The sequence below is a fragment of the Pseudomonas sp. YJ42 genome, assembly GCF_047225135.1.
Classification (GTDB): Bacteria; Pseudomonadota; Gammaproteobacteria; order Pseudomonadales; family Pseudomonadaceae; genus Stutzerimonas; species Stutzerimonas stutzeri_E.
Genome location: NZ_CP178378.1, coordinates 1494359 through 1507864, shown reverse-complemented (window position 1 = coordinate 1507864; position 13506 = coordinate 1494359). Strand labels below are relative to the sequence as shown.

The 13506-nt window shown below is 62.3% G+C and carries 12 protein-coding genes; 7 read left to right on the top strand and 5 right to left on the bottom strand.

The features are described 5' to 3' along the window. The first annotated feature begins 102 nt into the window (after positions 1-102). The 3 genes from ACL0K2_RS06665 to ACL0K2_RS06655 all read left to right on the top strand — a co-directional run bounded on the left by ACL0K2_RS06665 (position 103) and on the right by ACL0K2_RS06655 (position 4608). On the top strand, positions 103-630 hold the full coding sequence (locus ACL0K2_RS06665) for a winged helix DNA-binding protein (RefSeq protein ID WP_025242572.1): 528 nt from the start codon (positions 103-105) through the stop codon (positions 628-630). 30 nt (positions 631-660) lie between these two features. Next, positions 661-2376: a single-stranded-DNA-specific exonuclease RecJ gene (gene recJ / locus ACL0K2_RS06660; protein WP_045163079.1), complete on the top strand. Its 1716-nt coding sequence runs from the start codon at positions 661-663 to the stop codon at positions 2374-2376. 135 nt (positions 2377-2511) lie between these two features. Beyond that, positions 2512-4608 carry a molybdopterin oxidoreductase family protein gene (locus ACL0K2_RS06655; protein ID WP_045163078.1) on the top strand — a complete coding sequence of 699 codons (2097 nt, stop codon included), beginning with the start codon at positions 2512-2514 and terminating at the stop codon, positions 4606-4608. Between the two features lie 53 nt (positions 4609-4661). On the opposite strand, the gene ACL0K2_RS06650 is transcribed toward ACL0K2_RS06655, so the two are convergent. From ACL0K2_RS06650 to ACL0K2_RS06630, 5 genes are all read right to left on the bottom strand, one after another. Next, complete coding sequence (locus tag ACL0K2_RS06650) at positions 4662-5138, bottom strand: DUF1348 family protein (RefSeq protein WP_045163077.1); 477 nt, start codon at positions 5136-5138, stop codon at positions 4662-4664. 71 nt (positions 5139-5209) lie between these two features. After that, entirely contained in the window at positions 5210-7267 is a 2058-nt protein-coding gene (locus tag ACL0K2_RS06645) for a pyridoxamine 5'-phosphate oxidase family protein (protein WP_413044072.1), read from the bottom strand. A gap of 51 nt (positions 7268-7318) precedes the next feature. Beyond that, the gene (locus tag ACL0K2_RS06640; RefSeq protein WP_045163075.1) at positions 7319-7948 is read right to left on the bottom strand and encodes a glutathione S-transferase family protein; all 630 of its coding nucleotides are present in this window, start codon (positions 7946-7948) and stop codon (positions 7319-7321) included. A gap of 206 nt (positions 7949-8154) precedes the next feature. Next, positions 8155-9057, bottom strand: coding sequence for a LysR family transcriptional regulator (locus tag ACL0K2_RS06635; RefSeq protein WP_413044071.1), 903 nt, complete (start codon positions 9055-9057; stop codon positions 8155-8157). A 3-nt stretch (positions 9058-9060) separates the two neighbouring features. Continuing rightward, complete coding sequence (locus ACL0K2_RS06630; protein ID WP_413044070.1) at positions 9061-9957, bottom strand: LysR family transcriptional regulator; 897 nt, start codon at positions 9955-9957, stop codon at positions 9061-9063. 325 nt (positions 9958-10282) lie between these two features. On the opposite strand from ACL0K2_RS06630, the gene ACL0K2_RS06625 reads away from it, so the two are divergent. From ACL0K2_RS06625 to prfB, 4 genes are all read left to right on the top strand, one after another. Beyond that, positions 10283-11392 (top strand): NADH:flavin oxidoreductase/NADH oxidase, encoded by a 1110-nt coding sequence (locus ACL0K2_RS06625; protein WP_413044069.1) that lies wholly within the window; start codon positions 10283-10285, stop codon positions 11390-11392. Between the two features lie 31 nt (positions 11393-11423). Continuing rightward, positions 11424-12182: a tellurite resistance TerB family protein gene (locus tag ACL0K2_RS06620; protein WP_413044068.1), complete on the top strand. Its 759-nt coding sequence runs from the start codon at positions 11424-11426 to the stop codon at positions 12180-12182. Between the two features lie 19 nt (positions 12183-12201). Beyond that, a complete protein-coding gene (locus ACL0K2_RS06615) occupies positions 12202-12327 on the top strand; it encodes a hypothetical protein (RefSeq protein ID WP_275589558.1) in 126 nt (41 codons plus the stop codon). Between the two features lie 13 nt (positions 12328-12340). Further along, a protein-coding gene (gene prfB, locus ACL0K2_RS06610; RefSeq protein WP_413044067.1) for a peptide chain release factor 2 occupies positions 12341-13436 on the top strand; the annotation gives its coding sequence in 2 pieces (ribosomal slippage) (positions 12341-12412 and positions 12414-13436; 1095 coding nt in all). Positions 13437-13506: the final 70 nt, after the last annotated feature.

Below are 13506 nucleotides of genomic sequence, written 5' to 3'. Positions count from 1 at the left end.
AGCGCCGCCGAGCCGTCTCTCGGTGCGCATTGCTGTATGCTTGCGGACCCGATTCACCTGGATGGCAGCCAGCGGCCATCCTCATTTTTCATGGTCCGCAAGATGGTTGACGCCAAATCCCCTCGTCCGTTGCGATCGTCCATCGTGGCGTCGGCGCATCTCGCCGAGCAGTCGCAGGAACTCTCAGAACTCGAATACGGCATCATCATCGCCAGCGCCGCGCTGATGCGCTGGATGGAACGCTGCATGAAGGCCTCCGGTGCGGTGGAAATGAATGCGCTGGACGTCATGGTGCTGCACAACCTGACCAGCCGCGGCCGTGCCAAGCGACAGGCGGATATCTGTCTGCTGCTGAACATCGAAGACACGCACACCGTGACCTACGCGCTGAAAAAGCTCGGCAAGCTGGGCCTGGTGACGGGTGAGAAGCAAGGCAAGGAAATGTTCTACCGAACCACCGACAAAGGCCGCGAGCTGTGTCAGGAATACGCTGATATCCGTCGCGAATGCCTGATCGCGTCCTTCGAGAACCTGAATATCGACCCGGAGGAGATTCACCGCCTCGCCGGGATGCTGCGCGCCATGTCGGGCCTGTACGATCAGGCCGCGCGCGCCGCGACTTCGCTCTGAACGCCTCACGCTGAACCGGATAATCCCAGAATGCGCATTGAACCCCGCCCGTTGCCCGACCTGTTGCCCGATCTGGGTGACCTGCCGCCTCTGCTGACACGCCTCTATGCGGCACGTGGCGTGCAGTCGGTGATTGAACTGGACAAGGGCCTGGCGCGCTTGATCCCGTACGACCAGCTCAAAGGTATCGACGCGGCCGTGACGCTGTTGGTCGAGGCGCTGGAAAAGCGTCAGCGCATTCTCTTCGTCGGTGACTTCGATGCCGACGGCGCCACCGCCAGCACGGTTGGCGTCCTGGGCCTACGCCAGTTGGGCGCCGCGCATGTGGATTACCTGGTGCCCAATCGCTTCGAGTACGGCTATGGCCTGACCCCTGAGATCGTCGCTGTGGCGCTGGAGCGCCAGCCCGATCTGCTGGTGACGGTGGACAACGGCATCTCCAGTGTCGACGGCGTGGCGGCAGCCAAGGTGGCCGGACTCAAAGTACTGGTAACCGATCACCACCTGCCCGGGCCCGAACTGCCGGCGGCGGACGCCATCGTTAACCCCAACCAGCCGGAATGCGCCTTCCCGAGCAAGTGCATCGCGGGCGTCGGCGTCATCTTTTACGTACTGCTGGCGCTGCGTGCCCGGTTGCGCGAGTTGGGCTGGTTCGCCCGCAATGGTTGGGCGGAGCCGAACCTGGGCGAATTGCTGGATCTGGTGGCGCTGGGCAGCGTCGCCGACGTGGTCCCGCTGGATGCCAACAACCGCATCCTGGTGCACCAGGGCCTGGCGCGCATACGCGCGGGTCGCGCGCGGCCTGGGCTGCGGGCAATCCTCGAGGTTGCCGGGCGCGATCATCGGCGGATCACCTCGACCGATCTCGGCTTCATTCTCGGCCCGCGGCTGAATGCGGCGGGGCGCCTGGATGACATGGCGCTGGGCATCGAATGCCTGCTTTGCGAAGACGAGGCACTGGCGCGGGACATGGCCGTGCAGCTGGATCAACTCAACCAGGACCGCAAGGGTATCGAGCAGGGCATGCAGCGCGAGGCGCTGGCCCAGCTCAAGGACTTGCCGCTCGAAGACATGCCGTTCGGCCTCTGCCTGTTCGAGCCGGACTGGCACCAGGGCGTCATCGGTATTCTCGCTTCGCGGCTTAAGGAGCGCTATCACCGGCCGACCATCGCCTTTGCCGATGCTGGCGAAGGCGTGCTCAAGGGGTCGGCACGTTCGGTGCCGGGCTTCCATATTCGTGATGCGCTGGATGCGGTGGCGGCACGTCATCCGGGTCTGATCAGCAAGTTCGGCGGCCATGCGATGGCGGCAGGTCTATCGCTGCCAGAAGCGAACTTTGGCGCCTTTGCGGCCGCCTTCGATGCCGAAGTGCGCCGGCAGTTGTGCGAAGACGATCTGACCGGACGGCTGCTCACCGATGGGCAGTTGAGCATCGAGGAGTTTCATCTCGAACTGGCCAAGGCACTGCGCAACGCCGGCCCCTGGGGACAGCATTTCCCAGAGCCGGTGTTCCACGGTGTGTTCCAGTTGGTGCAGCAGCGCCTGGTCGGCGAGAAGCACCTGAAGATGGTGCTCAAGAGCGAATGCGGCTCGCTGACTCTCGATGGCATCGCATTCAATATCGACCGGGATCTCTGGCCCAACCCCAACGTGCGCTGGGCCGACCTGGCCTACAAGCTGGACGTCAATGAATTCCGCGGCCGTGAAAGCGTGCAGCTGCTGGTGGCGCATATCGCCGCGCGTTGATTCGCCAGGCCCTCGTTCGGGATCCAAGATCGGCCTGCTGAATCGAGGAGCATTTACCAGGGCGCAATTGATTGTTGCCTGGTCGTCGTGGGCCTAGAGTGATTGGATTAAAAGAACAATCCTTCGGAGCCCGCGATGAGCGAATCGACCCAGCACCACCGTGCATGCCATCTGTGCGAGGCCATCTGTGGCCTGACAATCGAAACTCGCGACGAGCAAATCGTTTCGATCAAGGGCGATCCGCAGGACAGCTTCAGTCGCGGCCACATATGTCCCAAGGCCGTCGCGCTGCAGGACATCCAGAACGATCCGGACCGTCTGCGTCATCCCATGCGCCGCGTCGGCAACGAGTGGCAGGCCATCGAGTGGGACGCTGCGTTCGAGCTGGTCGCCGAGCGCCTCGCCGAGATTCGCGAGCGCCATGGCAATAACGCGGTGGCCGTTTACCAGGGCAACCCCAGCGTGCACAACTATGGGTTGATGACCCACAGCAACTACTTCCTCGGTCAGCTGAAGACTCGCAATCGTTTCTCCGCCACCTCGGTCGACCAGCTGCCGCATCACTTGACCAGCCTGATGATGTACGGCCACGGTCTGCTGATTCCTATCCCGGACATCGATCACACCGATTTCATGCTGATACTGGGTGGCAATCCGTTGGCCTCCAACGGCAGCATCATGACCGTGCCGGATGTGGAAAAGCGTCTCAAAGCCTTGAAGGCGCGTGGCGGCAAACTGGTGGTGGTGGATCCGCGTCGCAGTGAAACGGCGGCCATTGCCGACCAGCATCTGTTCGTTCGCCCTGGCGAAGACGCAGCGCTGCTGTTCGGTTTGCTCAATACCCTGTTCGAAGAAGACCTGACCCGTGCCAGTCATTTACCTGTGGAGGGGCTGGATGAGCTGCGCACGGCAGTGGCGCCTTTCACCGCGGAGGCTATGAGTACACGCTGTGGGGTGCCGGCCGTGCAGATTCGTCAACTGGCCCGGGATTTCGCTGCGGCCGACAAAGCGGTCTGCTATGGGCGCATGGGCGTCTCCACGCAAGCGTTCGGCACGCTGTGCCAATGGCTGGTGCAGTCGATCAATCTGGTCACCGGCAACCTCGACCGGGTGGGCGGCGCGCTCTGCACCCAGCCGGCGGTGGACCTTGTGGCCAGCACTTCGGGTGGCCACTTCAATCGCTGGCAAAGCCGAGTCTCGGGGCTGCCGGAATATGGTGGCGAGCTACCGGTATCGGCGCTGGCTGAGGAGATGCTCACCGAAGGGGAAGGGCAGGTGCGTGCGTTAGTCACCGTGGCCGGTAATCCGGTACTGTCCACGCCCAACGGCCGTCAGCTGGAACAGGCGCTGGATGGGCTGGAGTTCATGCTCAGCGTCGACTTCTACATCAACGAAACCACCCGTTACGCCGATCTGATCCTGCCGCCGACGGCGCCGCTGGAGCATGATCACTACGACACCACTTTCAACGTCTTCGCGGTGCGCAACGTCACTCGCTTCAACGAAGCGGTGCTCGCCAAGCCGGCGGGTGCGCTGCATGACTGGGAAATCTTCGTCGGGCTGGCCAAGGCGTTCGCGGCGCGTACCGGAATCGAGCTGAAATCGACCATGGCGCCCGAGCAGATGATCGATCTGGGCTTGCGTGCCGGTCCGCATGGCGACGGCAGCACGTCTGGCCTGAGTCTCGCCAAACTGCGTGATTACCCGCACGGCCTGGATCTGGGGCCGCTGCAGCCGAACCTCGCCGGCCGCCTGAAGACCGCGACCAGACAGGTGCAGGTCGCACCGGAACTGTTCCTCGGAGACCTGAAGCGCTTCGCCTCCGCGCCGCAGTCGGCGTCGGATCAACTGGTGCTGATTGGACGCCGTCATGTCCGCAGCAACAATTCCTGGATGCACAACTACCATCGTCTGGTGAAGGGTAAGCCGCGTCATCAGTTGCTGATGAATCCGGCGGACTTGAGCCGCCTCGAATTGACCGATGGTCAGCGTGTGCGGGTTCGTTCGCGGGTCGGCATGATCGAGGTGGAGGTTGCTGCCAGCGACGAGATGATGTCCGGTGTAGTCAGCCTGCCGCATGGCTGGGGCCACGCTCGCCCCGGCGTGCAGATGGGCATCGCCAGCAGCCAGCCGGGCGCCAGCGCCAACGATCTGACCGATGAGCGCCAGCTGGACGCGCTGTCCGGCAATGCTGCGCTCAACGGTGTGCCGGTGCGGGTGGAAGCCGCCTAGCGTCCCGGCCATCGGGCGATCACCGGAGCTTTTGGCGGGCGCGAGGTGGGCTGTTATAGGCCTAGATCCGACAGTCCTGGATGGTCATCGGGACGGCGACCTTGCGGCCAGCGGAATTTCCTGTCGGACTCCTGAATGGGTAAATCATTGATGCAGGCAAATCGATGAGCCATCAGGCCGTTTTCAGCGAACTCCCAGTTTTCGTTGCCGTAGGAGCGGAACCAGTTACCCGAATCGTCGTGCCATTCATAGGCGTAACGCACGGCGATTCGGTTATCGGTAAACGCCCAAAGCTCTTTGATCAGCCTGTATTCCAGTTCCTTGTTCCATTTGCGGGTCAGAAACGCCTGCGCCTCAGCTCGACTGGTGACGAATTCCGAGCGGTTTCGCCACTTGGTGTCCGGGGTATAGGCCATGGCCACTTTTGCCGCATCGCGGCTGTTCCAGCCATCTTCGGCCAGTCGGACTTTCAATACCGCTGACTCCCGAGTGAAGGGAGGAACAGGTTGACGGATTTCGGTGGTAGACATGGCGATCGCTCCGGTTTCGAGAAAGAGATATTGAGGATAGTCGTCGGTTCGGGCTGTTGCGGCTGGCGGCACTAGAGTTCAAGGACCAAGGGCTGACTCCCATTCTCACCTTCCGCGGGTACGGCGCAGCAGATCAGCACCATGTCGCTCTCCGGCATTTCCACCGGAGGATTGGGGTAATGGACAATGCCGCTGATCCGACGTGTCTTGCAGGTCCCGCAGGAGCCTCCACGGCAGCTGAAATCGGGGTTCAGACCGCGGCTTTCCGCCAGCTCCAGCAGGCTGCCGCTTCCTGGAGTCCAGCGTGCTTCCAGTGCCGATAACGAGAAAAGCACCGGCACCGGAGCGCTGGCAGCCGGCGCTTGAATCAAGGCGGTGGAATGTTCGGCCGCTGACCGCTGAAGCATCGAAGGGCCGAATGCCTCGGCGTGGATTCGCTCATCCGCAATGTTCAGTGCGCGCAAACCGTCGTACAGGTCCTGGATGAACCCGGCTGGCCCGCAGAGATAAAAGTCGTAGTCATCGAACGCGAGCCTGGCCTTGACGTCGGCTAAGCCGAGGCGACCGGCTATTTCGTAGTCGCGCCCAAGAACCGCTTCCGTGCCCGGCCTGCTCAGCGCCCGGTGGACGTGCAGCTGCCCAGCATCGCGCTGTAACAGTTGCTCAAGCTCCTCCTGAAACGGAAGGTCCTCCAGCGCCCTGGCGCTCTGGAACAGATGGATGTGGCGTTCCCTTTGCTGCGTCTGGTTTTGCCAGGCCAGCTCCCTGAACATGGAAATAAGCGGTGTAATGCCGACCCCCGCGCCAATCAATACCGCCGGTCTTGCGGTGTCAACCGTCAGGGTGAAGCCGCCCAGTGGCGGACGAACCTCCAGAATGTCGCCCACCTGCACCTTGTCGTGGAGATGTTGGGATGCGAGCCCCTGCGCCTTGACGCTGATGCGAATGTGACCATCGGAAGGGGCGCTGGAGATGCTGTAGGTCCTGATCAGTGCCGCTTCACCGTCGGCGTATAGGCGCATCGGCAGGTGCTGTCCGGGGTTGAATTCCACCGGAGTATCGTCCAGCGGTTGGAGGATGAATGAGCGAATGTCTCTGCTTTCGTCCTGCAGCCGCATCACCCGCCACGGTTGCCACCGCCGATGCTGTTCGTTCTGCCGCAGCTTTTCGTCTGCCGCGGCCCAGGTGCCGGTCATCAAGCTGGTCGGTGCGTAGCCATGGAACGTCCAGCGCAGAGACACGGCGGCCGGCCTCAGCACCACGTGCTCCACGTCGAAGGTAAACAGCCGCTCGGCGCCTTCGAAGGCGCGGACGATCGGGCCGTCCAGAATCAGTTCCGTGCGCCCGCTAAGTTGCAGCATGTCGCCGCTGGTGAAGTCGACAAACAACAGCCCGGCGCGGGAGTTGACCTTCAGATTCCCCAACGTGGCGAAGAATTGATTGCCCGCATAGTCGGGAATGAACAGCCGGTTGCGTTCGACCTTCACAAACCCGGCGCGACCTCCCCGGTGGGAGACATCCACGGAGCGGTGGTGGTCGTCATGATCGAAGTAGCTGGCGATGAAAAATGTGTCGGCGGCGCGGATCATCTCGGTGGTTCGAGGGTTCAACGCAGTGAAATCCTCGCGCGCTCCGCGGTCTTTCCACCGCTCCGTCGAGCGCGTATAGGACCTTTCCTGGATGTACTTCGGGCAGTTACCAAAGGAATGCTCGACCACAACCTCGAGGCGGTCCGGTGCGGCGTGTTCGATCATGCCGTTGATGCGATTACGTCGGCGCGTATGCAGCTCGATACCGAGCATGCCGACGGCATGACCCGCCTGCAGGCCAGCCGCGGCCGGGTCCTGGCTGTCGAGAGGTGCCGCAAGCACCAAATGCTGTGGATCCGGAGAAACGACGAAACCCTCCGGCCCCTCCATCAGCGTGGCCCAAGGACGGTTCCGCGCATCGACCGCGCCGACGACCATGAAGGGCAATTGATGATAGAACTCCCGGTGCTGGTCGGGCATGTAGTCACGAATGGCCTTCTGGCCAACAACGTCCATTCGCTCGGTCGCGCCGACTGTTTCCTGAAGCATTTTTTCGCCGGCATGCCAGGGTGACTGACGGTGCTTGGGGAGATGATTCATGGAAGACGCTCCTTGGGAAGACTGCCGGAAAGCCCAGCAGCCGGTGCCCACTCAGTTGCTCTGCAAACCGACGGCAGTGCGCTGCATGGGTACGAAGCCGGGAAGCGCTTCTATACGCTCCAGCCAGGCGCGCACATTGGGGTAGGCCTGCAGCGACACGTTGCCTTCCGGGGCATGGGCGATATAGGTGTAGTTGGCGACATCGGCGATGGTTGCGGTGTTGCCGGCCAGGAACGGCGAGTTGGTCAACTCGCTGTCCATCACCTTGAGCAAGGCGTGGGAGCGCGCGGTGACGTCATCGGCATTCAACGGGGCGCCGAATACCGTGATCAGGCGCGCGGCGGCCGGCCCATAGGCAATCTGGCCTGCGGCAACCGATAGCCAGCGCTGAATGCGCGCGGCACCGAGGGAATCTTCAGCCAGCCAACTGCCGCCACCGTATTTTTTTGCCAGATAGACCAGGATCGCGTTGGAGTCGCTGAGCGTGGTGCCGTTGTCTTCGATAACCGGAACCTGGCCAAACGCATTGATGGCCAGGAATTCAGGCTTTTTGTGCGCACCATTCGCCAGGTCTACGAAAACCAGCTCGGTTGGCAGCTTCATCAACGAGAGCAGCAGCTCGACGCGATGGGCATGGCCCGAAAGAGGATGGCGATACAGTTTGATGGCGGCTTGGGTCATGGTCGTGGCTCCGTAGCTGGTTGAGAGAAGTCAGCGCAGCTTCGAGTCGGGTAGAGAACCTTGCGCTGCCAGATGAATGCTGCGCCTGCTCGCGGCTCGATAGAATCGCCACACGGAGCAATCCATAATTTCGTTCTACGAAATAATCGTATTGCCAGCTGACAAAGGGCGACGGTGGGAAATGGATCGATCGAAGCCTGGTGGCTTCATCTGGAAAAGGCCGGGTGGGCGCGTAATCGGGGCGTCGCGAAGTCGACGAAGGTGCGCACGCGCGCCTCGGCCCGGCGGCCATCGCGGTAGATCAAATGGGCCGGCATGCTCTGGTTGGCGAAGCCGTCCAAGACGGGCTCGAGCAAGCCGCTCTGCAGCTCATGGTGCGCTTCGTAGCTCATGCAGCGAATCAGCCCCAACCCCAGGGTGGCGGCACGAATAGCCGCACGCTGGGTGGTGCACGTCAGCACGGGGGCAGGCCGCATCAGCCGTGTGGCGCGCTCGCCGCGAAAACGCCATTCGGCCTCAGGGCTTGCGGACGCGGTAAGGACGGTGCGGTGAGCGTGGAGATCGTCGGGGGTCTCGGGCCGCCCCCATGTTGCCAGGTAGCCGGGCGAACCACAGACAATGGGTCTCACCATGCCCACTAGCATGGCGAACCCGGACGAGTCTGGCAGCTGGCCAACGACAAGGGCGACATCGATGCCCTCCTCGAGGAGTTTGGGCACGCCTTCGCTGGTCCGGATAACCAGACTTACGTCAGGAAAGGCCGCCAAGTAAGCAGTGGCGATCGGCGTGAATACGTGGGGATCCATCAGCAGCGGTAGCGAGACGGTGAGTTCCCCGGTGGGACATGCATGCAAGCCGGCAGCGGAGTGTTCGGCGTGGTCGATTCGCTCCAGGATTTCTCGACAGTCCAAGGCAAACCGTTCGCCTGCAGGGCTCGGCTCGACGCCGCGCGGACCACGAATCAACAGGGTGTTATTCAGGCGTGCTTCCAATGACGCTACCGTGCGCGTGATTGTCGCTGGCGATAGATTCAGATTCCGCGCGGCAGCGGCGAGGCTGCCCGATTTCACAACGGCTTCGAATACCTGCATTTCGCGGTATCGGCTCATGCGCTAGGTCCGTGTAACCACGTGCAGCCCTGGATTTTCCAGAAACCGACTGGCGCAATAGTCGACGAAAGTGCGCACCTTGGCAGGCACCCGTTTACCGCCTTGATAGAGCACATGCACCGGCAATGCCGATGTACCGAACTCATCGAGGACGATTTCCAGTTCCCCCTTCGATACCAGGTCGGCAACTTGGTAAGACAGCACCCGGGTGAACCCCCAGCCAATGCGCGCGGCATTGATTGCCGCCTGATTGGAGCTGACCACCAGCCGCGGTTTGGGGTGCAAGGTGATGGAGTTCGGCCCCACCTGGAATTGCCAATCGGTAAGCAGGCTGCTCGTAGAGGACATCACTATCGGTGACGCCAGTACCTCTTTTGGGGATATCGGTCTGCCGACGCGATCGAGGAATGCGGGTGCGGCACAGATGACAGGGCGGATCTGCCCGACATGGATAGCCTGCAGACCGGTCTCAGGCAGCTGGCCGATGCGTATGGCCACATCTACGCCTTCCTCAACCACGTTCACCAGACGATCCACCAACAGCGCGTGGATGACTACGTCCGGGTGCTCACCAAGGTACTCGGTGATCAGCGGAATCAGGAATAACTCACCAAACATCACCGGAGCTGTCACGGTCAGATTGCCGCGCACACGAATGCTGCTGCCGGTGGCCAGTTCTTCGGCTTCTTCCAGATCCAGCAGGATGCGCTTGCAGTCTTCCACATAGCGCCGGCCTGCTTCGGTCAGACGCAGACTGCGGGTGCTGCGCGCCAATAGCAGAGTGCCTAGGCGGCGCTCCAGACCCGCTATCACGCGCGTCACGCTCGGCGGCGACATGCCCATCCGTTTCGCCCCGCCCGCAAAGCTCTGCGCATCAGCAACCGCCAGCAGTACTTTCATCTCCTGAAACCTGTCCACACTCCACCGTCCAGATTCGAGTCTTCGTTAAATGGATTCCAGCTTAGTGTTTGCGAGTCACCGTCGAAAGAAAACAACCGGCACGGGCAGTGCCGTCCCATTTGCGCTGCGCTGGGAAAGGGCAGGCACGAATCGATCGTCCAAGGCTGATTTGTTTTCCCACGAAACCGCCCACCCACAGTGATGAGCTAGCCAACTGCAACACTCTGTCACCGATTCGCCACCCATGCGACGTTGGCCGAGCAAAGTCGTCGAAACAGTCTGTACTGGAGGATGTCCAACGCGCATCCATCGCAGTGAGGTTTCCATGACACAGCTTTTCCAGCCGCTCACCCTGCGTCAGCTGACGCTGCCCAATCGCATCGCCGTTTCTCCCATGTGTCAGTACTCGGCCAAAGCCGGCATGGCCAACGATTGGCATTTGGTTCATCTGGGTAGCCGGGCCGTCGGCGGGGCGGGGCTGGTCATCATCGAAGCCACCGCAGTGACGGCTGATGGGCGCATCTCGCCGGAAGACCTGGGTATCTGGTCCGACGATCATGTCGAACCGTTGCGCCGCGTCACGCGGTTCATCGAGTCTCAGGGTTCGGTAGCCGGCATTCAGCTGGCCCATGCCGGCCGCAAGGCGAGCACCTGGCAGCCCTGGCTCGGACGGCACGGAAGCGTACCGATCGCGGCCGGGGGCTGGACGCCGGTCGGCCCCTCGACCATCGCTTTCGATCCGGAGCATGCGGTGCCCACCGCGCTGGACGAGGCGGGAATCAACGAGATCATCCAGGCGTTCGTGCGTGCCGCCGAGCGCTCGCTGGCGGCAGGCTTCAAGGTGGCTGAGGTGCACGCGGCGCACGGCTATCTACTGCATCAGTTCCTCTCACCGCTTTCTAATCAGCGTCAGGACCGCTATGGCGGCTCCTTCGACAACCGTATCCGCTTGCTGCTGGAGGTTACCCAGGCGGTGCGGGCGGTATGGCCGGAGGCGTTGCCGCTATTCGTGCGGCTGTCGGCGACCGACTGGGTACAGGACGGCTGGAATGCGGAAGAAACCGTTGAACTCGCGCGGCGGCTGAAGACTCTCGGCGTCGATCTGATCGACGTGTCCTCTGGTGGCACGGCCGTCAATGCCGAGATCCCGGTCGGCCCGGGCTATCAGACCCAGTTTGCCGAGCAGGTGCGGCGTGAGGCCGGCATCGCCACCGGTACGGTCGGCATGATTACCGAGGCGGTGCAGGCCGAGCACATCCTGCGTACCGGCCAGGCCGATCTGATCCTGCTGGCGCGCGAGCTACTACGTGATCCCTACTGGCCGTTGCACGCGGCTGAGGACCTACGTGACAGCTCGGTGCCTTGGCCCGCCCAGTACGTCCGCGCAGCTCACCGAAACACGCCCATTCGCCAAGTTCCCGATTCGCTCGATTGAATCCCCCATAAACTCGCTTCAGGTAATCTCCATGAAAACCAGTGGTTTGCTCGATCAGCTACTCAAGTCCGGCCAGGACCTGCTGCAGAAGCAGCAAGGGTCGGTCTCCCGTTCACCGACGACCAATGGAAAGGGGTCGCTCGGCGACATGCTGGCCGGTGCCGGTGGCCCGCTTGGAAGCATACTCGGTGGCGTCGGCGGAGCTGGAAAAGGCGCGCTGGCGACCGGGGCACTGGGTATGCTCCTCGGAAGCCGGGGCGGCCGCCGCTTGGGTGGCAAGGCGATCACCTATGGCGGCCTGGCCGCCCTCGGCATGCTGGCCTACAAGGCCTACGGTAACTGGCAGGCACAACAGGCACAGCAGGGTGGCACAGCGCGAACAACCGCTACACGGGCGGAGCCGAAGACGGTCGATCGGCTGCCTCCGGATCAGGTCGAGGAGCACAGCCGCGGGATCCTCAAGGCGCTGGTCGCGGCGGCAAAAGCCGATGGCCACGTCGATGACCAGGAGCGGAAAATGATCGAAGCCGAGCTGGCCCAGCTCACTGATGATCCCGAATTGCAGCGTTGGCTCGAGACGGAGTTGAACAAGCCGCTGGATCCGGTTGATGTCGCCGCGGCCGCCACCACACCGGAAATGGCTTCGGAAATGTACTTGGCCAGCGTGCTGATGGTGGATGAGGAGCAATTCATGGAGCGAGCCTACCTCGACGAACTAGCTCGGCAGTTGAAGCTCGATGCGCAGTTGAAGGTCGAACTGGAGAGCCAGGTGCGCGGCGTTTCCGCCTGATGCCTTGTAGGGGCGGTGCTTGATCGCCCTGGCTGTGTTCTTTCCGGTCGAGCTGCTTGACAGCGGCGATGCCGGCGGTCTCGCGTGGGCTGTCAGCGGCGGTCTGCTGCGCTATAATCGCCGGCTTTTCGCACCGTCCGATTGAGAGCTGCCTACCTATGGAAATCAACCCGATCCTCAACAGCATCAAGGACCTGTCCGAGCGCACCCAGTCAATTCGGGGGTATCTTTGACTACGATCAGAAGCATGATCGTCTCGTCGAAGTAAACCGCGAACTCGAAGACCCCAACGTCTGGAACAAACCTGAGTACGCCCAAAACCTGGGCCGTGAGCGCGCGACCCTGGCGCAGATCGTCGAGACCATCGACGACCTCGAGGGCGGCCTGGCCGATTCCCGCGACCTGCTCGACATGGCTGTCGAAGAAGACGACCAGAGCGCCGTGGACGATGTCGTCACCGAACTCGACCGCCTGCGCGGCATCCTCGAAGGGCTGGAATTCCGCCGCATGTTCAGCGGCGAGATGGACCCCAACAACGCCTACCTCGACATCCAGGCCGGCTCCGGTGGCACCGAAGCCCAGGACTGGGCCAACATCCTGCTGCGCATGTACCTTCGCTGGGCAGACAAGCGCGGTTTCAGCGCCGAGATCGTCGAGCTGTCCGAGGGTGAAGTCGCCGGTATCAAGGGCGCGACCGTACACATCAAAGGCGAGTACGCCTTTGGTTGGTTGCGCACCGAGATCGGCGTGCACCGCCTGGTGCGCAAGAGCCCGTTCGACTCTGGCGCCCGCCGCCACACCTCATTTTCGGCAGTGTTCGTCTCGCCCGAGATCGACGACAGGGTCGAGATCGACATCAATCCGGCGGATCTGCGCATCGACACCTACCGGTCATCCGGTGCTGGTGGTCAGCACGTCAACACCACCGACTCGGCGGTACGTATCACCCACGTACCAACCAACACGGTGGTGGCCTGCCAGAACGAGCGTTCCCAGCACGCCAACAAGGACACCGCCATGAAAATGCTGCGGGCCCGGTTGTACGAGCAGGAAATGCAGAAGCGCAACGCGGCCTCCCAGGCGCTGGAAGACACCAAGTCCGATATCGGCTGGGGTCATCAGATTCGCTCCTATGTGCTCGACGACTCGCGCATCAAGGATTTGCGTACCGGTGTGGAACGTAGCGACTGCCAGAAGGTTCTGGATGGCGACATCGACCAGTACCTCGAAGCCAGTTTGAAACAGGGGCTCTAAGCCGCTGTGCTTGGCGAGTGGAGGTGGGCTGAAGCGGAACGTCGCCTGGCCCTCTCTGCATCAGCTTTGC